This is a genomic window from Streptococcus infantis, from assembly GCF_047465035.1.
GTDB classification, from domain to species: Bacteria; Bacillota; Bacilli; order Lactobacillales; family Streptococcaceae; genus Streptococcus; species Streptococcus infantis_T.
Genome location: NZ_JASHAQ010000014.1, coordinates 1 through 24,550, shown reverse-complemented (window position 1 = coordinate 24,550; position 24,550 = coordinate 1). Strand labels below are relative to the sequence as shown.

The 24,550-nt window shown below is 41.1% G+C and carries 22 protein-coding genes, 1 pseudogene and 1 riboswitch; of the genes and pseudogenes, 8 read left to right on the top strand and 15 right to left on the bottom strand.

Annotated features, from left to right (window positions below; genetic code table 11):
* Positions 1-15: 15 nt before the first annotated feature.
* From rseP to QM406_RS07190, 3 genes are read right to left on the bottom strand one after another with little or no spacing between them, the layout of a single operon-like run.
* Complete coding sequence (gene rseP, locus QM406_RS07200; protein WP_414273818.1) at positions 16-1,272, bottom strand: RIP metalloprotease RseP; 1,257 nt, start codon at positions 1,270-1,272, stop codon at positions 16-18.
* Positions 1,273-1,293: 21 nt separating this feature from the next.
* On the bottom strand, positions 1,294-2,097 hold the full coding sequence (locus QM406_RS07195; protein WP_075231151.1) for a phosphatidate cytidylyltransferase: 804 nt from the start codon (positions 2,095-2,097) through the stop codon (positions 1,294-1,296).
* Between the two features lie 8 nt (positions 2,098-2,105).
* The gene (locus QM406_RS07190; protein ID WP_075231150.1) at positions 2,106-2,858 is read right to left on the bottom strand and encodes an isoprenyl transferase; all 753 of its coding nucleotides are present in this window, start codon (positions 2,856-2,858) and stop codon (positions 2,106-2,108) included.
* A gap of 214 nt (positions 2,859-3,072) precedes the next feature.
* Here QM406_RS07190 and QM406_RS07185 point away from each other — a divergent pair, with 214 nt between their 5' ends.
* From QM406_RS07185 to QM406_RS07155, 7 genes and pseudogenes are all read left to right on the top strand, one after another.
* Positions 3,073-3,468 (top strand): helix-hairpin-helix domain-containing protein, encoded by a 396-nt coding sequence (locus tag QM406_RS07185; RefSeq protein ID WP_045762766.1) that lies wholly within the window; start codon positions 3,073-3,075, stop codon positions 3,466-3,468.
* 294 nt (positions 3,469-3,762) lie between these two features.
* On the top strand, positions 3,763-4,341 hold the full coding sequence (locus tag QM406_RS07180; protein ID WP_414273817.1) for a flavin reductase family protein: 579 nt from the start codon (positions 3,763-3,765) through the stop codon (positions 4,339-4,341).
* Positions 4,328-4,888 carry a GNAT family N-acetyltransferase gene (locus QM406_RS07175; protein ID WP_414273816.1) on the top strand — a complete coding sequence of 187 codons (561 nt, stop codon included), beginning with the start codon at positions 4,328-4,330 and terminating at the stop codon, positions 4,886-4,888. Before QM406_RS07180 ends, QM406_RS07175 begins: the two co-directional genes overlap by 14 nt.
* On the top strand, positions 4,888-5,466 hold the full coding sequence (locus tag QM406_RS07170; RefSeq protein WP_414273815.1) for an AAA family ATPase: 579 nt from the start codon (positions 4,888-4,890) through the stop codon (positions 5,464-5,466). The genes QM406_RS07175 and QM406_RS07170 overlap by 1 nt, the downstream gene beginning before the upstream one ends.
* A gap of 251 nt (positions 5,467-5,717) precedes the next feature.
* On the top strand, positions 5,718-6,959 hold the full coding sequence (locus QM406_RS07165) for a hypothetical protein (protein WP_414273814.1): 1,242 nt from the start codon (positions 5,718-5,720) through the stop codon (positions 6,957-6,959).
* 31 nt (positions 6,960-6,990) lie between these two features.
* Positions 6,991-7,990: pseudogene (locus QM406_RS07160) on the top strand (virulence RhuM family protein).
* Positions 7,991-8,110: 120 nt separating this feature from the next.
* On the top strand, positions 8,111-10,762 hold the full coding sequence (locus tag QM406_RS07155) for a valine--tRNA ligase (protein ID WP_414273813.1): 2,652 nt from the start codon (positions 8,111-8,113) through the stop codon (positions 10,760-10,762).
* Positions 10,763-11,205: 443 nt separating this feature from the next.
* On the opposite strand, the gene QM406_RS07150 is transcribed toward QM406_RS07155, so the two are convergent.
* Both QM406_RS07150 and QM406_RS07145 read right to left on the bottom strand, forming a co-directional pair.
* Positions 11,206-11,892, bottom strand: a complete 687-nt coding sequence (locus QM406_RS07150) for a YoaK family protein (protein ID WP_045762772.1) — start codon at positions 11,890-11,892, stop codon at positions 11,206-11,208.
* Between the two features lie 212 nt (positions 11,893-12,104).
* Positions 12,105-12,797, bottom strand: a complete 693-nt coding sequence (locus QM406_RS07145) for a hypothetical protein (RefSeq protein ID WP_414273812.1) — start codon at positions 12,795-12,797, stop codon at positions 12,105-12,107.
* Positions 12,798-13,077: 280 nt separating this feature from the next.
* On the opposite strand from QM406_RS07145, the gene QM406_RS07140 reads away from it, so the two are divergent.
* Positions 13,078-13,308 carry a hypothetical protein gene (locus QM406_RS07140; protein ID WP_075231142.1) on the top strand — a complete coding sequence of 77 codons (231 nt, stop codon included), beginning with the start codon at positions 13,078-13,080 and terminating at the stop codon, positions 13,306-13,308.
* A gap of 212 nt (positions 13,309-13,520) precedes the next feature.
* Here QM406_RS07140 and QM406_RS07135 read toward each other — a convergent pair whose 3' ends face one another.
* The 10 genes from QM406_RS07135 to cls all read right to left on the bottom strand — a co-directional run bounded on the left by QM406_RS07135 (position 13,521) and on the right by cls (position 24,161).
* On the bottom strand, positions 13,521-14,294 hold the full coding sequence (locus QM406_RS07135; RefSeq protein WP_414273811.1) for an NUDIX domain-containing protein: 774 nt from the start codon (positions 14,292-14,294) through the stop codon (positions 13,521-13,523).
* 1 nt (position 14,295) lies between these two features.
* Entirely contained in the window at positions 14,296-15,072 is a 777-nt protein-coding gene (gene pnuC, locus QM406_RS07130) for a nicotinamide riboside transporter PnuC (protein ID WP_414273810.1), read from the bottom strand.
* Positions 15,073-15,081: 9 nt separating this feature from the next.
* Positions 15,082-16,140 carry an AAA family ATPase gene (locus QM406_RS07125; protein WP_414273809.1) on the bottom strand — a complete coding sequence of 353 codons (1,059 nt, stop codon included), beginning with the start codon at positions 16,138-16,140 and terminating at the stop codon, positions 15,082-15,084.
* A gap of 247 nt (positions 16,141-16,387) precedes the next feature.
* Positions 16,388-18,820 (bottom strand): ATP-dependent Clp protease ATP-binding subunit, encoded by a 2,433-nt coding sequence (locus QM406_RS07120; protein ID WP_414273808.1) that lies wholly within the window; start codon positions 18,818-18,820, stop codon positions 16,388-16,390.
* A 6-nt stretch (positions 18,821-18,826) separates the two neighbouring features.
* Positions 18,827-19,285 (bottom strand): CtsR family transcriptional regulator, encoded by a 459-nt coding sequence (locus QM406_RS07115; RefSeq protein ID WP_001211286.1) that lies wholly within the window; start codon positions 19,283-19,285, stop codon positions 18,827-18,829.
* 116 nt (positions 19,286-19,401) lie between these two features.
* Complete coding sequence (locus QM406_RS07110) at positions 19,402-20,130, bottom strand: ABC transporter ATP-binding protein (protein WP_248034951.1); 729 nt, start codon at positions 20,128-20,130, stop codon at positions 19,402-19,404.
* Positions 20,130-21,137 carry an ABC transporter substrate-binding protein gene (locus QM406_RS07105; protein ID WP_248034949.1) on the bottom strand — a complete coding sequence of 336 codons (1,008 nt, stop codon included), beginning with the start codon at positions 21,135-21,137 and terminating at the stop codon, positions 20,130-20,132. The genes QM406_RS07110 and QM406_RS07105 overlap by 1 nt, the downstream gene beginning before the upstream one ends.
* Positions 21,138-21,174: 37 nt before the next feature.
* Complete coding sequence (locus QM406_RS07100; protein WP_414273807.1) at positions 21,175-21,933, bottom strand: ABC transporter permease; 759 nt, start codon at positions 21,931-21,933, stop codon at positions 21,175-21,177.
* Complete coding sequence (locus tag QM406_RS07095) at positions 21,896-22,186, bottom strand: MTH1187 family thiamine-binding protein (RefSeq protein WP_248034945.1); 291 nt, start codon at positions 22,184-22,186, stop codon at positions 21,896-21,898. Before QM406_RS07095 ends, QM406_RS07100 begins: the two co-directional genes overlap by 38 nt.
* Before the next feature lie 75 nt (positions 22,187-22,261).
* A riboswitch (TPP riboswitch) is annotated at positions 22,262-22,364 on the bottom strand.
* Positions 22,365-22,628: 264 nt separating this feature from the next.
* Complete coding sequence (cls, locus tag QM406_RS07090; RefSeq protein WP_414273806.1) at positions 22,629-24,161, bottom strand: cardiolipin synthase; 1,533 nt, start codon at positions 24,159-24,161, stop codon at positions 22,629-22,631.
* Between the last annotated feature and the right edge of the window lie 389 nt (positions 24,162-24,550).

The following is a 24,550-nucleotide window of genomic DNA, read 5'->3' as shown; positions in this document are numbered from 1 at the left end:
TGACTCCTCTAATTCTTAAAAGAAGGTTCGCATGATGTCATTCCAAGTTACGGCGATCATCAAAACGACCATAATGACAACTCCGACCAGAGTGACATAGGTTTCAATTTCTTGTTTCAGTGGTTTGCGACGGATAGCTTCTAGGATATTAAGCACGATTTTTCCACCATCTAGCGCCGGGATTGGAATCAAGTTGAAAATCCCGATATTGATGGAAATCATAGCCAAGAATAACAAGACATTCTCAAGACCATTTTTTGCAGCATCACTACTTTCCTTAAAGATAGCAACGGGACCGCCTAGTTTATTCAAATCCGGTTGGAAGATCAAGCTTTTCAAAGCATTGAGGATGCGCAAAGCTGAATCAGCCGCAGTTGTAAATCCACCCATAAACATAGACCAGATATCTGATTTGAGTCTCGGCTGGACACCTAAGATATAACGCCCTTGGCTTTCCTCAGGTGTCACACCCACTTGTTTTTCAGTTCCATTTTCAGAGACTGTCACATCCAAAACGGGCGCTGTTTTGTCCTTGGTTTCTGCATCAACCGCCTGGATCAGATCTGACCAGTTTGAAATCTCATAACTTCCGACCTTAGTGATTTGGGCCGTATTTTCAACTCCAACCTTAGCCAAAGCACTATCTGGAATAATGCTGAAATTGTTCGTTTGCGTATCACGAACGCCACCTTGCATGAAAATCAAAATCCAGAAGACGATAACTCCTAGGATAAAGTTATTCATAGGACCAGCAAAATTGGTAATCAATTTGCCCCAGACAGTCGCATTTTGATATTGGACGTCTAATGGAGCAATACGAACTTCCGTTCCATCAACTTCCACGATAGTTGCATCATGGTCAACTGAGAAAGTCTTCTCTTCTTCTAAGACCAAGCCTTTAATAAAGAGTTTATCCTCAAAATCAAACTGGGTAACCTGCATGGGTAAAGCAGTCTGGTCAACCTTTTTACCAGAGAGATTGATGCGTTTGACCTTACCATCCGCTGCCAATGTTAGGCTTGCAGGAGTTCCAGTCTTAATTTCTGTCGTATCTTCACCCCAACCTGCCATACGAACGTAACCACCCAGTGGCAGGAGACGAATAGTATAAGCAGTCCCATCTTTTCCGATATGGGCAAAGATTTTGGGACCCATACCGATGGCAAATTCACGAACTAAAATCCCGGACTTCTTAGCAAAGTAAAAATGCCCGAATTCGTGAACCACCACGATAATCCCAAAAACTAGGATAAATGTTAGTAATCCTATCATTTAATTTCTATTTACCTTTCCTTAAAATAAGCCAAAGAGGTGCATAATCGGGAAGACAGCCAGCATGCAATCAAAACGATCCAGTACCCCACCATGACCTGGGATAAACTTGCCTGAGTCTTTGACACCAAAGTGACGTTTCATAGCACTTTCGATCAAATCCCCCAACTGACCAGCTATACTAAAGAAAATAGCAAAGACCATCATTTTGTAAATCCCATAAGGTAAAGCAACGGTACTATCAACTAGCATAAAAATCAAAGTCACTAGCATAGCAGCCAAGATACCTCCCATGGCACCCTCTATAGTCTTGTTAGGGGAAACTCTCGGAGCTAGCTTTCTCTTACCAAACTTCATCCCTACTAGATAGGCGCCACTATCGGTTGCCCAGACCATACAAAGCCCCAAAAGCGCCTTATCCAAACCTGCGATACGAGCATCGACCAAAGCATTAAAGCCAAAGCCAACATAAAAACTCATGGCAATCGGAAAAACAGCATCCTCAATAGTATAGTTCTTGCTGAAGACTGTTGCCCCTAGTAAAATCAGTATCACGACACTATAAGCTACAACATTCCCATCTACAGGTAAAAACTTCCAGTAGTTTTCCAAAGGTACGGTCAGAGCAAAAGTCGCTAGTAAAGTCAAGAGACCTTCAGGCGTCATGGTATTTAAACCCTTCATGCGCAGTAACTCATGTACTCCCAACATAGCCACAACCCCCATGGCAATCTGGAGCCATAAGCCACCAATCGCCAAGATTGGGATAAAGATAGCCAAGGCCAAGATAGCAAAAAGGGTTCTCTTTTGTAAATCCTGTATCATAATATCTCCTAAACTCCTCCAAAACGACGGTTGCGACGATTGTACTCGATGATAGCATCTTTCAAGGCTTCCTCATCAAAGTCAGGCCACAAGACATCCGTGAAATAGAGCTCGCTATAAGCAGCCTGCCAAGGCAAGAAATTACTCAAACGAAGTTCACCGCTGGTCCGAATAATCAAGTCAGGATCACGCAAGACTTTTGGCAAATGTCCCGTAAAGAGGTATTCCCCAATCAATTCCTCTGTGATATCACCAGGATTGATCTTAGCATCTAAAACATCCTGTGCAATCAACTTGACCGCTTGTGTAATTTCAGCTCGTCCACCATAATTAAGGGCAAAATTGAGAATCAATCCTGTATTTAACTTAGTCAGCTCTTCTGCCTTTTTAAGAGCATCAAAAGTCTGCTTCGGCAAACGATCAGTCTCCCCAATCATTTGAATCTTCATGTTCTTCTGATGCAATTCGGGAACAAACTTATCATAAAATTCAACAGGTAAGTTCATGATAAACTTGACTTCCTGGTCTGGACGTGTCCAATTTTCAGTTGAGAAGGCATAGACCGTCAAGGCTTTGACACCCATATCACTAGCAGCAATCGCTACCTTTCTCAATGCATCCATCCCAGCCTTATGCCCAAAGACACGTGGCTGCATCCGTTTTTTAGCCCAACGGCCATTCCCATCCATAATAACACCGATGTGGTCGGGCACCATTGTGGGGGCTTCTGTTGCTTTATCTTTTTTTAAAAATCCAAACATGATTGTATTCCTATTCAAAATCTATCGTTTCATTATACCATATTTTTCATTTTTCTTCTATTATCGTCTATCATTCTACGGTGAAATTTCCCATATATCTCCTATATTTTCAGTATACCAAGCCTTGCAATTCCTAAAGAAAGTTGATACAATAAAACCATAGAGATTCAATCCTTGTTCAGCCACAGGGATTTTTTATTGAAAGGATTTTATCATGTCAAAGACACTCCAACGTAAAAAACAATTGAGAAACAGCCTACGTCGCTCAGGTGCATTTTCAAGCACTGTAAACAAGGTTGTCGAAGAAACAAAAAAAGTTGTAAAACATGCTGAAAAAGCAGCAAGCGATGCAGGTAAAGCTGTCTCTAAAAAGGTTGAAAAAACTGTAGAAGCAACCAAAGAGCAAGCTCAAAAAGTTGCTACTTCTGTAGAAGATTTCGCAGCTAACCTAGGGGGACTTTCAGTTGACCGTGCTAAAACTTTCTACGATGAAGGGATCAAGTCTGCTGCTGACTTTAAAAACTGGACGGAAAAAGAACTCCTTGCCTTGAAAGGAATCGGTCCAGCTACGATCAAGAAATTAAAAGAAAACGGCATTAAGTTCAAGTAATATTTCCTGTCCCTTGCATTTCCGTGAAAAACTTGTTAAAATATAGCCATTAGAGGTGTTTTGAGTCCCACATTTTACAGAAAGTGGCGGAGCTGAGAAGTCCACAAATGTGTCAAAACTGGTTGCTAGTGAGTTGAAATTAAAAATTGAAATATAAATGTCTTTTTGTTTAAAAGACGAGAGAGGCGGGCATCTGCCCGAAATTGGGTGGTACCGCGGATTAACACATTCGTCCCTGTCAGATTGATGGCAGGGACGATTTTTATTTTAGACTCCTAGTCAAAGGAGGTTGCCATGAAACAATCTTTTAACACCAGTAAACTCTACTATGGTTTTCCAATCTTCATCTTGGGATATCAGGACCAGAACTTTGGGCACAATATCACAACCTGCAGTTCCTCTTATAGCCTGGGCGATTGGCTGGTCATCGGTGTTGGCGCTGAGGAAAATGCGGCTGAGCAAATCAAGCATTACCAGAAGTTTACTGTGAATATTCCTGATGAAAATCTCATGCTCGAGATGGAGCAGGCTGGCTTTATCAGCCATCGAGAGAAATTGAAACACCTAGGGCTTGACTACGAGATTTCTGAGCAGACTCAGGCTCCTATTTTGGAGGCATGTCCAGTCGTTTTGGACTGTCAGGTGGATCGGATTATCGAGGAAGATGGCATCTGCCATATCTTTGCCAAGATTCTCGAGCGACTGGCTGATCCAGAGCTCTTGGACGATAACGAGCATTTTAAAAATGACTGCTTTGCCCCAACTTACTTTATGGGGGACGGTCATCAACGCGTTTACCGTTATCTGGATGACCGAGTCGATCCCATGGGGAGCTTCATTAAGAAAGCGAGGAAGAAGAATGACAAGAGCTGAACTGCCAGAACAAATCGAAACGGAGCGTCTGGTCTTACGAGTCCGTACCGTGGCGGATGCCGAGGTTATCTTTGACTATGCTAGTCGTCCAGAAGTCTCTTACCCAGCAGGCTTCCCACCCGTCAAGACCTTGGAAGATGAGATTTATTACCTAGAACATATCCTTCCCAAGCGCAACGAAAAAGAAAATCTCCCAGCTGGCTATGGGATTGTGGTCAAAGGGACTGATAAGATTATTGGTTCTGTCGATTTCCCCCGTCGCTACGAAGACGATGTGCTGGAGATTGGCTATACCTTGCACCCAGACTATTGGGGCCGAGGTTATGTGCCAGAAGCAGCCCGTGCCTTGATTGATTTAGCTTTTAAAGAATTAAAGCTACACAAGATTGAGCTGACTTGTTTTGGTTACAATGTCCAAAGTCAACGAGTTGCTGATAAGCTTGGCTTCACCCTCGAAGCTCGAATAAGAGACAGAAAGGATGTTCAAGGAAACCGCTGTGACAGTCTGATATATGGTTTGCTGAGAAGTGAGTGGGAGGTGATTTGATGCATCTTTTCATCATTGGGGCTCCAGCATCAGGAAAAATGACCATTGGTCAAGAGTTATCTCGACTGACAAATGCTACCCTCTTTTATAACCATCAAGCCATCGATTTTGCACTGGAAATCTATCAGGACTATACAGAGGAAATGTGGGAATTTGTTCGTGGAATGACCTTTTCTTTCCTTGGAGCAAGTGCAAGAAATCAGCGATCAGTAATTTTAACTGACGTAATTGATTTTTCAAATCAGTACCAGCTGATGTATTTAAAGCAAATTCAGGATTTGTTGGATGACTATCATCAAGAGATTCTTTTTGTGGAGTTGGAAACAAGTCTTGAAGAGCGTTTACATCGAAATCGAACGGAGAACCGATTGAAGCACAAGCCCTTGAAACGGCATATTGAGGTATCTGAAAGAGAAATTTTAGAGACCGCTGAAACACTTCAATTAAATTCCCAGCATCAACCGAATGAGTTGCACCACTACCTTAAAATAAATAATACGAATCTGTCTGCAGCCGAAGTTGCCAAGCAGATTCAAGATAAAATGAATACAATAGAGAAAGGACAAACACATGTCTAAAGAACTTCAAGAAGATGTTCTCAAGACTCAAGGAGTTCAAAAGTCTAAAACTTTTTTGATCACGATTTCCACCACTAAACGTAACTAGAAAACTCAGCCTTAATCGCGCTTGGGGGGGACAATCTTCAAAGCAAACGAATCACAAAGAAGCTGAGATTTACTATTACAGCCTGTATCCGAGGCTGTAAGAATATCCAATACAGCAGAGGTAGAGTCTGATCTATTGAAGAATGAGTTAGAGGAGAAAATAGATGGCTAAAAAGAAAAATAGAAAAAAAGAATTAAAACGCCAGCAAAAGTTGGATATCAAAGTTATTTCTGAAGAAGAGGCTGCTTGGACAGAAATCATGGCCAAAAATCCAACTTTTGTAGAACGTCGGACCATTCAAAATTTCGATGAACTACATACAGCAGTGATGCAATATGCTGATGAACACGGAGAGTATCCAGATGTTCAGCTAATCAATTACCAACTGAAACATGGAATTTTTGACTGGCATGAAGATCATGCTTTATTTAGAGAAGCTATGCATACTCCGAATACACAGAAGCGAAATAAACTGTTAAAGCAAGTTTTAAAAATCAATCCAGATTATTTTGCTGCTGATTTCCACCTATTCTTATCAGAAGTTGAAGATTTTGATTTGCCAAGCTTTAAAAAAGTATTGGATTTTGAAATTCTAGTTTTAGAAAAATGGAAAATGAACGGATACAATAGTTGGAATTATTTTGAAGCACGCCCTATCCTGTCTGCTCTTATGTTTCTGATTGAATATTATATGACGGAGAACTTAAATTATAAGGCTTTAGAATTGATTAATCTATATTTGAGTAAGCGACCAGAACGTTTTCCTCCTAATTTTGTCTTCTGTATGCTTTCCTTGTATCATATTACTGGTCAGGAACTAAAGGTTGAGCGTTTCTACCGCGAAGAATTAAATAAAGGGAAACGGGATGATACCATTCTTATTCATGCCATCATCTCTGCTTTTTCTCAAGGAAAAATTGAGGAAGCTAGTCAGCTATTTGCAAAATTAGTGGAAATCAATGATGAAGCTGTTGAATTCTTTATAGAGGAAGATTGGCAATTCAAAGTTATAGAGATCGAAGACCAAGAATGCTACTGTCCAAATTCAGTTGAATCGTTACAAGCTAGTTTGTATCCTCTATTTGATTATTTATTAGAAAATATTATTTTAACGAAATTTTTAACAAACGAAGCCAAAAAGTTCCGCCGTAAACCAGTATTTTCGAATCATTCTAGTATAATAAGAAATTTATCCGAGGTCACTGACTGGCATTCCTTTATGAACGAGGAAAAAATGAAGGGAATTCGGATGGATCTTGTTCACATCTTTGTTGAAAATGGGATTCGTAGGTCTTCAGATTTCAAAAAATGGACTGAAAAAGAAGTTCTCGCTTTGAAGGGAATTGGTCCCGTAACCGTTCAAAAACTGAAAGAAAACGGCATAAAGTTTAAGAAAGAGAAGTAATTGTTTATGGAAGGGGGGAGGTGAAATTGTCTTGAATGAAATTTCTAATTTCATCCTGTATACTACACCAAATGGTGACGTTCAGCTAGATATCCTTTTACAAGATGAAAATCTTTGGTTGACTCAAAAAGGGCTTGCAGAGCTCTTTGGAGTTGAACGAAGTGTCATTACAAAGCACTTGAGAAACATTTATGATAGTGGTGAGTTGGATAAGGTGTCAACTTGTGCAAAATTTGCACAGGTTCAACAAGAGGGAAATAGAACTGTCCGGCGTGAACTTGAATATTACAATCTGGATGCTATTATTTCAGTTGGCTATCGCGTAAATTCCAGCAAGGCTACTCAATTTAGAATTTGGGCAACCAAGACCTTGAAAGAATTTATCATCAAAGGTTTTATTTTAGATGATGAACGCTTGAAACAAGGACAGACAGTTTTAGGACAAGATTATTTCCATGAACTTTTAGAACGAATTCGCTCTATTCGTTCTAGCGAGCGCCGAATCTATCAACAAATCACGTATATCTTTGCTGAATGTGCCATAGATTATGATAGAAACTCAGACATTACTAAAAATTTCTATGCTATGGTACAAAATAAATTTCATTATGCAATTACTGGAAGTACTGCTGCAGAAATTATCTATCAGCAAGCCGATGCAAGTAAGGAAAAAATGGGATTAACTACTTGGAAGAATGCACCTAATGGGAGGTACTCAAGTCAGATGTAACAGTGACTAAAAACTATCTGCAAGAAAAAGAAATTCGACAACTAGAGCGAACTGCTACAGCCTATTTTGATTATATCGAGGGTTTGGTTGAGCGCCGTAATACTTTTACAATGCGAGGATTGGCAGATAGTATTGATCGTTTTCTTTTTTTAATGAATATGAAATCTTAGAAGGAAAAGGAAGTATTTCCAAGAAACAAGCAGACTCAAAAGCCATCCAGGAGTATGAAAAATTTAACCGAACTCAAAAAATCATGTCAGACTTTGACAAACATATTGTGAAGATAATGAGAGAAAGTTAATGTGAAATTTTCACCTTTTCTTTGCTTATAGAAGATAATGAGAAAAAAGATGAGTTGAATCAAAGTCTATCTCCTACATACTAATTTTATTTAAAGATATTAACTAGAAAGGACACACACATGTCTAAAGAACTTTCACCTAAATACAATCCAGCCGAGGTTGAGGCTGGTCGTTACCAAAAATGGCTTGATGCCGATGTTTTCAAGCCTTCAGGCGATCAAAAGGCTAAGCCTTATTCTATCGTTATTCCACCACCAAACGTAACTGGGAAACTCCATCTTGGTCACGCTTGGGACACAACCTTGCAAGATATCATCATCCGTCAAAAACGCATGCAAGGTTTTGATACGCTTTGGCTTCCAGGGATGGACCACGCGGGGATTGCCACTCAGGCTAAGGTTGAGGAGCGCTTGCGTGGAGAGGGTATTACACGTTATGACTTAGGTCGTGAGAAATTCCTTGAGAAAGTCTGGGAATGGAAAGACGAATATGCGACGACCATCAAGGAACAATGGGGCAAGATGGGTCTATCTGTAGACTACTCTCGTGAGCGTTTCACTCTTGATGAAGGTTTGTCAAAAGCTGTTCGCAAGGTCTTTGTGGACCTTTACAAGAAAGGTTGGATTTACCGTGGTGAGTTTATCATCAACTGGGACCCAGCAGCTCGCACAGCCCTTTCTGATATCGAGGTTATCCATAAGGATGTCGAAGGTGCCTTCTACCACATGAACTACATGCTGGAAGATGGTTCACGCGCCCTTGAAGTGGCAACAACTCGTCCTGAGACTATGTTTGGGGACGTTGCCGTTGCGGTCAATCCAGAAGACCCACGCTACAAGGACTTGATTGGTAAGAATGTTATCCTTCCAATCGCTAATAAATTGATTCCAATCGTGGGAGACGAGCACGCAGATCCAGAGTTTGGTACTGGTGTCGTGAAAATCACACCTGCCCACGATCCAAACGACTTTTTGGTGGGTCAACGCCACAACTTGCCACAAGTCAACGTCATGAACGACGACGGAACTATGAACGACTTGGCCTTCGAATTTGCAGGAATGGACCGTTTTGAAGCTCGTAAGGCGGTCGTTGCTAAGTTGGAAGAAATCGGTGCCCTCGTTAAAATCGAAAAACGTGTCCACAGTGTTGGTCACTCAGAACGTACAGGCGTTGTAGTTGAGCCACGCTTGTCTACGCAATGGTTCGTCAAGATGGACCAATTGGCTAAAAATGCTATTGCCAACCAAGATACAGACGACAAGGTAGAATTCTACCCTCCTCGTTTCAACGATACCTTCCTTCAATGGATGGAAAATGTCCATGATTGGGTAATCTCTCGTCAGCTCTGGTGGGGTCACCAAATTCCTGCTTGGTACAATGCCGAGGGTGAAATGTACGTCGGTGAAGAAGCCCCAGAAGGTGACGGATGGACTCAGGACGAAGATGTCTTGGATACATGGTTCAGTTCTGCCCTTTGGCCATTTTCAACCATGGGCTGGCCGGATGTCGACTCAGAAGACTTCAAACGTTACTTCCCAACTTCAACCTTGGTTACAGGTTACGACATCATCTTCTTCTGGGTGTCTCGTATGATCTTCCAATCCTTGGAATTCACTGGCCGTCAGCCATTCCAAAACGTTCTTATCCATGGTCTCATTCGTGACGAGCAAGGACGCAAGATGTCGAAATCTCTCGGTAACGGGATTGACCCTATGGATGTTATTGAGAAATACGGTGCCGATGCCCTTCGTTGGTTCCTTTCAAACGGTTCTGCACCAGGTCAAGACGTGCGCTTCTCTTATGAGAAAATGGATGCTTCATGGAACTTCATCAACAAGATCTGGAACATCTCTCGCTACATCCTCATGAACAATGAAGGCTTGACCCTTGAGCAAGCAACTGCTAATGTGGAAAAAGTTGTTAACAAGGAAGCTGGAAATGTCACAGACCGCTGGATTCTCCACAACCTCAATGAAACCATCGGAAAAGCTACGGCCAACTTTGACAAGTTTGAGTTTGGTGTGGCTGGCCACATCCTCTACAACTTCATCTGGGACGAATTTGCGGACTGGTACGTTGAGTTGACTAAGGAAGTCCTTTATAGCGACAACGAAGAAGAGAAAGTCATCACACGTTCTGTTCTCCTTTATACTTTGGACAAGATCCTTCGTCTCCTTCACCCAATCATGCCATTCGTGACAGAGGAAATCTTTGGACAAATCTCAGAAGGCTCTATTGTTACAGCAGAATACCCAACTGTCAACCCAGCCTTTGAAGATCTTGCTGCTCACACAGGTGTCGAAAGCCTCAAAGACTTGATCCGTGCTGTTCGTAATGCGCGTGCAGAAGTGAACGTAGCACCAAGCAAGCCTATCACCATCCTTGTTAAGACAAGCGATAGCGACTTGGAAACCTTCTTTAACAGCAATGTTAACTACATCAAACGCTTCACAAATCCAGAACACTTGGAAATCGCCTCAAACATCCCTGCACCTGAACTCGCTATGTCAAGCGTCATCACAGGAGCAGAAATCTACTTGCCACTCGCTGACCTCCTCAATGTCGAAGAAGAACTGGCTCGCCTCGACAAGGAACTGGCTAAATGGCAAAAAGAACTGGATATGGTCGGCAAAAAGCTCTCTAACGAACGCTTCGTAGCCAACGCCAAACCAGAAGTCGTCCAAAAAGAACGCGACAAACAAGCCGACTACCAAGCCAAATACGACGCGACCGTAGCGCGTATTGATGAGATGAAGAAGTTGGTGAAATAAAATCGAGTAGCGGCTAAGACTAACCCCACTCACACCATGGTACATGCCGTTCAAGGTAGTAAACCAAGTAAGAAACCAGTCCGCGCTTTTCGAGGACTGGTTTTTATATATCATGTTTAAGTACCGACTTCTGAGCCCTAATTGATAGTGATCACCCCAGCTAGATACCTTATCTCCATTTAGGAAACCCTAGCTTAAGTAGATTTCTTCTTCCACCGCTTCTAGATAATCACTCGTAGGCTAGTACGCGAGCGCTCATCTATGATGATGATTATGCGCTTCATATTCCCTAGTAAGAAATAGTTATACATCCCCGAATGGACAAATTCAGTTGCTCAAAAGTTCACTGGTAGTGTGTGTCCTACGGAGGACTTCCACCTCAGATGTACGACATGTCCATCATACCAAAAACGGCAAATCCCTCAATTTGAGATTTGCCTTTTTTATATATTTTCATCTTGCAAATCTAGTTGCTTCACTCTAGCAATATAGTATGCCATAATCAAAAACAAATTGAAGCTGACAATCCAGATAGACCATTCATGGAGAAAATGCATAGATACAGCCAAGCTAATGGCCCCCACTACGAAACTCCCTACAACAATGCCATAATTCAAGGCTTGACGACGATATTCTTGAACATCTCCTTCTCCTCTAACGATGCGATACAAAGCAGTCAACATTTTTCGGTAATTCCCAGACGTCATAAAAATGACATAGGGATGATCTTCAATCAAACTACCCGTAAATGTTAGCATCATCATTCCAGTTCCAAAAGCAATAAAAGGAACTTCTAATAGAGGAAAGCGGGAAAAGAAGGGCAGAACAAGGGTCCCGATAAATAAGGGAAGTAGCATTTTAACTCGCCAATAGGCTGTTTTGCGATATTCTTTTACGTGTAAGGCAAACAGAAAGCCTAGGGAAAAGAATATAATCGAGCAGAATCTCAACATAGTATTGATGACATGTGAATCGTGCCAATCTGATATCAGTAGGAGAATGTTCCCTGTCTGCGTTGCCACCAAACTATGGTACTGGATGTGACAGAATACATCCAAAGAACCACCGATAAAGCCAAGGAACACTCCCATGAGTCGTGTGTTTTGAGGTAAAATTAATTTATCAGGCATTGATTCATCACTCGTTTCCCTTTGATTTTTTCATTATACCACTTTCTCTGAAAGAAACTAAGTGAAAAACGGTCAGTTCAGGTAGATATGATTACATATACTCCTAAGTTCGTCTCATCTCTGGAGTTCATTTATGACGTCTTATCAACTTCAAATGCTGTAGGTACTCATCAACTGAACTATTTTTAAACAAATTATTTCAGTACTGAAGTCTATGGCTTAATCAAAGCAACGCTAGATACAGTTCCATCTGCGTCTGTTGTAATTTGAATGATTTTTCCACCACCAATTTTGGCATTATATTTACCATCATCAAGGGTATAGGCATAGCCTTGGATAGAGTAGTTTTCTTTCTTACCATCACTAGATTCTACTGTAAATTGACCACCTGATGAAACAGTGATAGTCTCGCCATTAGCCCCCTTCCAGTTGCCAGCTGCGGCAGAGAAATCTCCATCAACCATGGTTAGAACACCCTTGTAACGTTTATTGTGTTCTGCTTGCTTATCTTGAAGTTTGCGGTCAGTAGTTGGATCATAAGCTGATTGGCTTGTCTGTGCTTGAGAGCCTTGCTGATTTGACGGAGTTTGCGAAGACGCTTGTTGATTAGAAACTTCTTGCCCCTGTCTTGTTTCTGGTGCTGGTGTTGCTTGCGATTGATTAGCAGTAGTCGTTGACTGATCAGAAGATGATGATTTAGCTTTTTCTGATGAAGTTGAACTTGAGGATTTCTGAGTCTTGTTCTCTTTACTTGAAGAACTGGCCTTAGAACTAGAAGATGCTTGTGTTGTCTTGCTAGAACTATCACTTGTGGTGTTTTCTTTCTTATTACCACAAGCCCCCAATAACAATGTTGAAGCGAGTACAGTTGCGGCCATTAATTTGATAGAAGTTTTATTTTTCATTTTATGCTCCTTTGTAATATTTTTGAAATGTTAAGAAATATTTTTGTAACATTATTGTAATATTTGTTTTTAAATCTGTCAACTATTTATCTAAAATTTTTTAGAATTATTTTTTAGTACATTTATTTTCTTACTCCTCCTATATCTTTTATTCGTAAAGAATTTAAAAAAACACAAAATTTCTTCCTGATAAAGTGCTATATTTTAAAGTGTAATCGCTTGCATTTTTTTCTTGAAAGACTATAATAAAATTGAAATAGGATATTGGAGGTGTAGGCTTATGTTAAGCAAATATTACAAGTATCTTCCTTGGTTGATTTTAGATGCTTTCTGCTCTTATCAGTCTGCAAGTCGCTACGCCCAGACCACATTTGATTTGTTCTACTTAACCACTATTTTCATGATTGTCTATGTAGCTCTACTGTACTTACATGAACATTATTTAAAATATAAATACAAAGATTTATTCATTCGTTTTATGAGTAATCCTAAAAAAGATAAACATCCTTAAACAAAAAATAACAACAAAAAGAGGCCGGGAAGAATCCCGACCTCGATTTTTTATGAATAATAAACCTTTGACACGATAGTTGAATTGAATTTTGACACAAACTTTATTTTCTCTATTCTCAAACTTGAACCAGCCATCGGATTTGTTGAAACTTCTCAGGACTGAGACTAGGAAATCGAGACTTGGTCTATCGATTTCTATCCCAAAGCTTTTTATTTCAATCGATAGGTTTTTCTTGGTTTCTTTTTAGGCACTCGTTTGAGCCCAACTTCTTCCACATACTCCCCGTATTTTACGAGAAAGTTATTGCTGACGATTGGTCGTCCTGGGTTGATGAGATTGACCAATTCGGTCCCTTCATAGACAGTGAACTCCTCCTCTAGCAGATAGAGGAAGGTCGGATTCCAGTCAAGACGCCCTTGGATTCGTTTAATAGACTCTTGGATAATGGCATAATGGTCAAAGGCGAAGGCGTGCTCCTCCAACTCTAGTCCCTCTAGGAAGCACTTGCCCGTCTGAAAATCAACATCGACAAAAACCACATCCTTGGCATCATCTCCAGCTTGAACGAGATCAAGTGCGCGGCTAGGTAGATACACCAAGTGGGCGATAGTAACCGTCCAGCCCCGCGGATCACGACCTGGGGTAGACACTGTCATCAACTGTTCGATTTTTTCCAAAGGAAGATCGAGGTTAACCTCCTCTCTCACTTCACGCTGGCAAGCATGCCTTGCATCTTCGCTCTTATCCATAAAACCACCGACCAGAGCCAAGCAGTTTTGATAAGGATGGGCCTTGCGACGGATCAGCAAGAGTTTGATTTTCCCTTCCACAAAGCAATAAGCTACCATATCCACCGTCACGCTTGGTTTTTCATACTGAGGAAGATCCTGTTTGCAGTACCAGTCTAAAAATTCCTTCTCCGTCGCATGAATCTCAAAATATTCTCTTTCTGTCATTCCAGCCGGGATTATCGTTTCAGTCATCTTATCCCTCCTTGACAGCCTTAGTCCATTGGTACCAACCGACTAGACTATTGATGGTGTAGACCCAGTACATCCCTTGGATATGGATGTTTTCACCCCACCAGAGGTAAATACTAAAGAGATTGGTTGCAATCCAGAAAATCCATTGCTCACGGTAAAGACGTGTCATCAAGAGCTGACCAACACCATTGGTCGCATCGGTAACACTGTCACGGAAAGGACGAGCACTGCTGATACTTTGGTAGGCTAATCCCATGCCAATCCAGATGATAGCAGTCAAGGCCAAGTACTTGAGCCAATCAATCAGACCGAGTTTCTTAGCTTCAAAGTGAGACTCCTCTGGTCTTCCTTGCTCATTGATCCGATTAGACAACCAAGTATAGAGACCAATAGGCTGCATGACAAAGAAATAAACTGTTGTCAAAACTTCACCGTAGAAAGAAGCATTCATAGCTAGGACCAAATAGATTGCAGAGTTAATAGCACCAAAAAGGTAGTTACTAGCTCGACCTTCAGCAACCAAGATAACGCAGACAATCCCTGTCCAAGAAGCCAAGAGACCAATCCAGTCATGACTTTCCGTATTTTGTGTAAACTCCAGAATAAGAGGAACACTCGATAAAACAATCAAATAGAGCCACTGGAAAAGACTACGTCCTACAAAGAGGTCTTTCCAAAGTAAACGCATAACTCCTGCAAAACCAATTTTACGAGCTTCTGCGTGGACATTTTTAAAGTTTTCAATAAATCGAGTGATTTTTTCAGTTATTTTTTTCATTTTCTTCTCCTAATCTGCTTGGTAAATGGCATCGATAGCTACTTTTGCTGCTTCATAATTTCCTAGATAGTCATCAGCTAGATAAACATGAGGGATATTGGCTAGATATTGCTCCCTCATCATATCCAAATACTGAGAAAAACTGTGACGGATATGGTCTTCTGCCATGGTCATGTCGCGAAAACCATCATTGACATAAGAGCCAACAGGTTGCACAAAGAGGATTAAATCCCACTTTTCCTTGGCTAAGATGGAAACAAAGAGATTATCAAAGGTCTCTACGGACAAGTCCTCCTGCTCTTCGCTTTCCATGTAGTAATCGTAGTAGCCCTTGGTTACTAATGAGTTGGTATCCGCAATGACTAGGCCTCGATTGGCATTGCTATCGATTAACTTGGAAGTTTGATCATATTGCCCCAATAGAAGGTAATAATAATCTTTTGGGGTAAGCTCATCATCTCGGACATTATTTTTTATCTGATACTCACGAGCATATTCCAGACTAACTGGCGCATCATAGAAGCGAGCTAAATCCTTGGCTAGAGTTGTTTTACCATTACTAGCACTTCCCATAATCAACACTTTTTTCGTAAACTGACGGCGGAAAGGTTGAGCGATATATTTCCAATATTTGCTTGGATTTTCACGAATCATGCTAGCCGAAATTCCAAATTTTCTTTCCTGTAGAACAGTCTCGAAACCACGTTCTGACAATTCTTGTTGGTATTCGAACTCTCCTACAAAAAAGATAAGTTCCTCACCAGTCTGGTCATAGGAAATGGCCTGTAACATCTGATCCAACCATTCCTGCCAGCCCATTGGATAGCGTGGAATATTGCTTTCGTCAAGTTTACAAACAGAGGTCAACTCATCATCTCGAAATGCTTCACGAATATAGCGAAACCTCTTTTGTAGTGTAAGCCCCACCTGTTCACCACGATCTCCCTTATAACCTGAAACTACCACCCATACAGCATCACATTGTCGTTTTGCTCTTTGGATTAAATCAATATGTCCCTGATGCAAGGGAGCAAAGGTTCCAAAAACCACTGCTATCTTTTTTTTCATGTCTTTCCAATCTTTTTATAACTTTTTATATTTTATATCATACTACTCCTTCTATTGTTTGTCAACACTTTTTTATTATTTTTTATAAAAACATTTCTTAATTATAAGATTTTTTTCTTGATATACAAAACTTGATCAGTAGAAATTCGTTTTTGAAATCCTTAAAATAAATCCACAATCCAAGTAGCTATTTGGGCAACAACTTTTCAAAAAAGAGGCTGAAACAATCTGTTCCAACCTCACATTTTTAAACAATCTCAAATTTTAATTGACCAGCTTTGACACCAATCTTCAGAGTCTTACCAGCTTCCAATTCACCTTTAAGGAGAAGTTCTGCTAGTTTGTCTTCTACTTCTGTTTGCAAAGTTCTGCGTAGTGGACGAGCCCCCATCTCTGGATCATAGCCTTGCTGAGCTAGAAGTTTAAGGGCTGATGCTTGAAGTTTCAAGTCAATTCCTTTTTCTGCAAGACTAGCAATCAATGGTTTGACCATAATCTTAACTACTTCTTGCATATCTTGACTTGACAAGCTATGGAAGACTACCTTCTCATCAATACGATTGATAAACTCTGGACGATAAGCCTTTTTCAACTCCTCAAACATCCGTTTTTCCATATTTTCTTGGTCAAAACGAATGTCCTTAGCTCCAAAACCAACTGTCTTGTCATCACGAAGCGCTGTCGCACCAAGGTTTGATGTCATGATGATGATGGTATTGGAGAAGTCAACCTTGCGACCCTTACTGTCTGTCAAGACACCATCATCCAAGACTTGCAAGAGCACATTAAAGATATCTGGGTGAGCCTTCTCTACCTCGTCAAAGAGCAAGACTGAGTACGGTTTGTTACGAACCTTCTCGGTCAACTCCCCGCCTTCTTCGTAGCCTACATAACCTGGAGGAGCTCCATTGAGACGACTGGCTGCAAATTTCTCCATGTATTCACTCATGTCAAATCGGATAAGAGCAGACTCATCATCAAAGAGAACTTCCGCCAAGGCCTTGGCCAACTCGGTCTTACCAACACCTGTTGGTCCTAGGAACATAAAGGAGCCAATTGGACGTTTGTTATTGCGAATACCCGATTGATTTCGGCGAATGGCACGACTGATACTAGATACAGCTTGTTCCTGTCCGATAACACGTTTATGCAGTTCAGCTTCAAGATTGAGATACTTCTTGGCATCTGTTTGGGTCAATTTTTGAACTGGAATACCTGACAAGCGACTCAAGGTGGTCAAAATGTCTGATTCTGTCACCAAGTCTTTATAAACAGGTACTTCCTGCTCTTTTGCAATGAGTTGAGTAGCTTGCTTCCATTTACCATCCATCAAGGCCTTGTCAGCTGGAGATAGACCTGACTCGTCTGCTTTCACATGCTTCGATTTGTTTTGCACTGTTGCAGCTGCTTCGTCCAATAGATCAATGGCTGAGTCTGGCAAATGACGACTCGTCAAATAACGATGTGCCATTTTGACAGCTGTTTCTACTGCATCGTCTGTAATTTGGACATGGTGGTGTTTCTCGTAAGTTGCTTTCAAGCCCTGCAAAATAGCCATACTATCTGCTAAACTTGGCTCCTCAATCATCACTTTTGCAAAGCGACGAGAAAGGGCTGCGTCTTTTTCGATGTGCTTTTGATACTCTTCCTGAGTGGTCGCACCGACAGTTCTCAGAGTTCCACGTGCCAAGGCAGGTTTCAAAATATTGGCCGCATCCAAGGTCGAATCAATCCCACTTCCTGACCCCATAATGGTATGAAGCTCATCGATAAAGAGGATGACCTTTCCATCTTCCTCAATATCTTTGATGATATTGTTCATACGTTCTTCAAAGTCACCACGGAAACGAGTTCCCGCAACCACATTCATCAAATCAAGTTCTAAAACTCGCATCTTAGCCATTTCATCAGGTACATCCCCGTTGGCAATACGTTGCGCAAGACCAAGTGCTAGAGCTGTTTTACCGACACCTGCATCTCCAACTAGGACTGGATTATTTTTTGTCTTACGGCTCAAGATTTGAATCATACGAGAGATTTCTTGGTCGCGCCCGATGACTGGTTCCAATTTACCCGAACGAGCTTGCTCCGTAAGGTCATGCGTATAATCTTCCAAACCTCCACTTGGTGTCTGAGGCATACCCATCATATTAGCCATGGAATTTTGCTTATCCGCTACCGTACGATGACGCTGGCGAAGGGCCTTCAAATCTTCTCTAGTCCAACCAGCACGCGCTTCAAGACTTCGACGAAGTCCAGCAATCTTGACCTGATCCTTCTGATCTTCGTAAGAAAATCCCGCTTTTTCTAGAATACGAGTAGCCAAGGCATTGCCATCATGTAAGATAGCATAAAGCACGTGCTCTGTTCCTAAAACCTTGGCATGAACGACAGAAGCTACGTGCTCTGCTTCCAACAACAACACCTTTAAACGGTGTGAAAAAGGCAACTCCTGATAATGTTCCTTATCGCTATACTTTGTTTCCGTCAGCTCTACAGCAACTTCCTCCAAACGATCAATCTCATATGGAAATTCGTTCAAAGTCGCCCCAGCTACACTGTAACCATGATTGGCCATAGCAATCAATAGGTGCCATGACTCTAGGTATTCTGCCCCAAAATGACTGGCGACCAGAAAGGCACTTTCTATACATTCTCTCAATGCTTTTGAATATTTCATTTAGTTCTATTTTCCTTTTCTATCTACCTCTTGTAATAACTGACGGAGCATATTGGCACGGATAAGATTAGCATCATCGCCTAAAACTCGGTCTGTCGCCATTGCTAATAATAGATTCATCTCCTGACGAGTCACTAAATCCTGCTCAAACAAGAGTCTTAAAACATCTTCAAAGATAGCTAGGCTAACTTCTTCACCTACCGAATACAGTAAATCGCGGAGCATTTCATGATGGTTTGAGAATTCAATCCGACCAATGCGAATATAACCGCCACCTCCTCGCTTACTTTCAACTAAATAGCCTCTGCTTTCAGTAAATCGAGTCTTAATCACATAGTTGATCTGGCTAGGCACGACTTGAAAGGTATCCGCTAATTGGCTTCGTTGCAATTCAACCATACCCGACTGCTCCAAAATCGCCTTGATATAGGCCTCTATATGGTCTGATGTATTTTTAAATCTCATAGAACGCCACCTCTTTCTTTGAACCTTGACTATCTTTGACTATTATACCGAATTTTTCGATTTTTTAAAAGAAAAAGGGGCTGGTAATGAACAATCCTCACCAACTCCCTGTCTTTCTAATTATTTAATCCCAATTCCGCTAAAATTTGACGTTTATAAGCAATTTTTTGAACTTCCTTGTCTTCGGTTTCAGACCAGTCGAGTTTGACTTCAGAGACGATCTGCCCAGGGCGATTTTTCAAGATATAAATCCGATCACTGAGGTTCAGCGCCTCCTCGATACTATGCGTAATGATGAGTGTTGTCAACTCTAGCTGTTTGTGAATCTCCAAATACCAGGCGTGGAGTTCCATCTTTGTCATCTCGTCCAAAGCACTAAAGGCCTCATCTAGAAGAAAGAGCTTGTGCCCGAAAAGGTAGGTACGGAGTAAGGCCACACGCTGGCGCATCCCACCACTGAGTTCATGAGGGTACTTATCCCTTACAGCCGTCAATTGAAAGGTAGCAAGGATTTCATCTGCTTTCGCAACAGCTTCTGCCTTGTCCACCTTTTGGATCAAGAGGGGCAAAATGATATTGCCTAGCACCGTCTTGTGCTCCAAGAGCAAATCCTTTTGTAGCATATAGCTCACGCGCCCCTTGGGATTTTCCTCCCCATCAAGCACAATTCTACCTGACTGGACTTCTAAAATCCCTGCAATCAGGTTAAAGAGAGTAGTCTTTCCTACACCACTGGGGCCTAGGATAGAGACCACTTCACCTGAAGTTACCTGTAGGTTAATATCCTCTAAAATCTTTTCATTGTCGTAGGCATAGCTTACGTGTTCTAGTCTAATTTCTGTCATTATTTTACAAATTCGTTGGTAAATCCTTTATCAGTCAAGTCTTCCTTGAGGATTCCATTTTCTTTATCCCATTTGTAGAAGGCATTCCAGCGATCCGCATCAAATTGTCCCCATTTTTCCTTATCACTTGCATATTCTTTTGACAAGTATTTTTGAGATTCGATAACGAAATCACGCTTATCTTTGAGTTCTGGGGCATTCTTGATCAGGATATCAGCCGCTTCTTCTGGATGCTCCATAGCGTATTGATAACCTTTTTTAATAGCTTGGATGACTTTACGAGCTTCTTCTTTGTTGTCTTTCAGATAGTCATTGTTAGCGATGATAACTGGTGAGTAGTAGTCAAACTCTTTGACGTAGTCTTTCAAATACATGAAGTTGGCATCCACACCTTGCGATTTAGCAAGAATACCGTCCCAACCATAATAAATCCAGGCAGAGTCAAAAACGCCATTGGCAATCGGTGTGATCGAGTTTGAGTCATTGTTTGGTACTTTTTCAACCTTCTCAAAGTCTCCACCTTGAGATTCTACCAAGGTTTTCAACATAGCAAGCTCAGTTGGGTCATTCCAAGTTCCGTATTTCTTCCCAACCAAGTCTTTAGGACTATTGATATTGTCAGACTTACGAGAGATGATCCCTGATGTATTGTGCTCAACGATTGCTGCAACTGCAGTAATGCCTGCCCCTTTTTCCAATTTCTTAGCCATGTAATCTTGGAAATAGATAGCAAATGGCGCCTTACCATTGATAACCAAGTCTGACGAGCTTTCTTCAGGTGGCAATTTCAAATCAACATCCACTCCAGCTTCTTTGAAATAACCTTTTTCTTTAGCTACATAAAGCCCTGTGTGGTTGGTATTGGGTGTCCAGTCTAGGATAAAGTCAATTTTTTTGAGTTCTGCTTCTTTGTTATCCTTAGAAGCTGTTCCTTGGCCACAAGCCACAAGCACGACAGCTAGAAGAGCTGTTACAACCGTTAAAAACACTTTCCATGTTTTCTTCATTTTTATTTCCTCTTTTCTTTTTACAAAACGCTCTATTTTAAGTACGTTTCCATTTAATCACATATTTTTCACTGATATCGACTAGCTTCATCCCCAGAAGACTGATCAGTGATACCAGAATAATAATGGCAAACATAGTATCATACTGAAACAGTTTTTTGGACTGAATCATGTAGACACCAAGTCCTTCAAAGCCTCCCAACCACTCAGATACCACTGTTGTGATAAAGGCGTAGGAGACACTGACCCTCAGACCTGCATAAAAGTAAGGCAGACTGACTGGAATTTTAAAATGCCACAGGATTTGCCATGGATTCGCTCGCATCAAACTAAACAAGGTCAGCATATCCTTGTCACAATGCCTAAAACCATCTAAAATACTAACGATGATAGGAAAAGTAGTCGTCAAGATAATCAAAACAATCTTGGGCAAGATTCCATAACCCAACCATAAAACTAGGATAGGGGCTATGGCAATTGTCGGTATAGTCTGGACAACCACCATCATGGGGTAAATCAGGTCATTGAGCCAGCCCAAACTATCCATAAGGACGGCCATAATACAGGCTATCAAGACACCCAAGACCAAGCCTAATAAGGCTACTCTCAAGGTTGCCCAGCTATGGTACCAGAGAAATTCTCTGTCACGAACAAAAGACTGAAGAATCTCAAGTGGTGTCGGCAGGATAAACTTTGGTAAGAGTTTTAAGAGTCCCGCCACCTGCCAAGCGGATACGACACCCAAAAATCCTAGCAGACTAATATGCCGTCTCATTATACTTTTCAAGTTTCTCATCGATGCTTAAAATCTCTCCTATATTTATTTTCACATTGGCAAAGACATTGTCTGCTCCTTGCCCCGCCACTTCTAACGCTTCTTTGAGAATACGCATAAGCTCATCAAACTCCCCCTCCAAGACCGTTTCAAATGGTGTCACCACCATGGTCACTTCTTGAGATTGCAGATAAGCAATGACCTTATCAATTACAGCTATGCGGTCAATCCCCTGTGACAGGGGCAGGACTTGTAAAGCAATGCTTGCTTTCATTCAAACCTCCTTTTAATTTACAGTTTTTCTTTATGAAAAAAGAAAAACCTCTTTCATATATGAAAAAGGTGCAAAATTAGGCCAAGTATCGTTCCCTACGCTGGCATTACCCAGATCAGGTGCGGTCGAAGTTTAACACTTCCTCTCAGACTGTACACAGACTCCCATATATTATATGGACATATGATAACGAAAAATAAATAAGATGTCAAGGAAACTGCTTACAGAAAAGAGAGTGGGACAGAAATCGGTAATTCGTTAGAATTCGATTTCGTCGTCCCACCTCAGCACAGTTGAGTAGAGCTGTAAAAGATGATGAAATCAGCATAGTAGAGCCCACTCAACCACTGCGTCTTGCTCGACAATCCAAAGAAAATTGAGAGGCTAGGACTTTTGTCCCAACCTCTTCCTCTAATCATCTATTCTCAATTAATTCTTCCACTTAAAGCATTGGCGCAAACAACTGGGTCACTTCCTTGATTAATGTTTGATACCAGGTAGGATTGATCGTCCCTGGAAATACTTCCTGCGATACTTCAAAAATCTCTTCAAAGTCCTTACGAATATCTGCAATCGATGGTGTTTCGTACAACAAAACCGCATTTTCATAGTGATGAACCAAGCTACGATAATCTAGATTTATGGTTCCAACAACTGCGTATCGATCATCAACAATCATCTGCTTACTATGGATAAAACCAGGAGTATACTCATAAATACGGACACCAGCAGACAAAAGATCCGGATAAGCTCCTCGTGTTATCAGTTGAATAAGCTCCTTGTCGGGTACAAAGGGAGTGACAATTCGCACATCCACCCCTCGCATGGCCGCATTTTTAATATCTTCCGTCAAATCATAATCAATAATCAAGTAAGGCGTGGTAATATAGACAAAGTCTGTCGCTTGATTGATGAGATTTTGATAAACTACTTTCCCTACCTTCATCTGGTAGATAGGCTTGGGACCACTTCCATAAGGAATGCACAAACCTGCTCCAGACCGCGTTTGATTTTCCAAGTGATACTGATCAAAGTCACTGATTTCACCACGGTTGATGTACCAGTTCATGAGAAATAGTCTTGTAAAAGCCTGAACAGCTGGACCGTCTATACGAAGGCCACTATCTTTCCAATAGCCAAAACGTTCAATCTGGTTGATATACTCATCCGCAAGATTGACGCCACCAGTATAGGCAATCTGCCCATCAATGACCAAAATTTTGCGGTGATCTCGGTTATTATAGGCCACTGTCATACGAGGAATTACCTTATTAAACTTATGAGCCTCAATTCCCCGAGCTCGGAGATGCACAGTATAATCACCTGGCAATGTCACCATACATCCGATATCGTCGTAGAGCATCTTAACTTCAACACCCTGAGCAACTTTTTCTTCGAGAATCTCAAGCATGCTGTCCCACATCAAGCCTTCTTCGACAATGTAGTATTCCAGGAAGATAAATTTCTCAGCCTTTTTCAAATCCTCTAAGATTTGTCTCCACATAGCCTCTCCAGTAGAGAAAAATTGAGAATCTGTCTGCTCGTACACCTCTGCATTGCTATCCATATGTAGCAAGGCATTGATAATCCCATAAGCAGACTTATCTCTATCCTTTAACCCTTGATGAAGAGCAAACTCACTCTTTTCATGGTTAGTAATGGAGCGTAGTTCCTTCAGCTGTTTCATTTCTTTTTTTGATAGTCTTCTCTCACCGAACATGAGATAAAGCAGTGGACCAAACACCGGTACAAAGGTCACAATCAACCAAGTCACTTTGCTTTCAGGTGACATCGAACGATTGACAATCGCTATAACGGTTGCTACGCTGATTAAAAATACAAGAATCACCCAAATAATCGGAGCAATCTGGCTCATGTAAAGAATAATTCCGAAAACAAGAAATAATTCTATCAGGATAATCGCAATACTAAAGCCATACTTGGACATCAATAATCGAAATTTTCTTATCCCCATATCTCCCTCTCAATTTCTAAGTATACTCCCTAATATACCATCTGAAAACGCTTATTACCCTCTAGTATACTTAGTTTCGTAAAAGTTATCAAGTCTTTTCTGTTTAGGCCGATAGTTCTACCTATAAAATCAATAAAAAAAGTCTGCGACAAAATAATTCTCAGCCACAAGAAAGCTAGATATTCCCAGTTGTGGAACTCTAGTTTTTTATAGTGACTCTATAATATTTGTAGTGGGTAAATCCCCTATAGATATTATGGAACCTATTTTTGTGTAGAAAACATACTAAGATTAGTAGTGAGAAAATCTCCGACGGGAGAGAGTACTCACTACTTTTTCTTTATGTTAAAGTAGAGGTGTCTTGTAAAGTCGTAGGGCTCTTTGGCGCT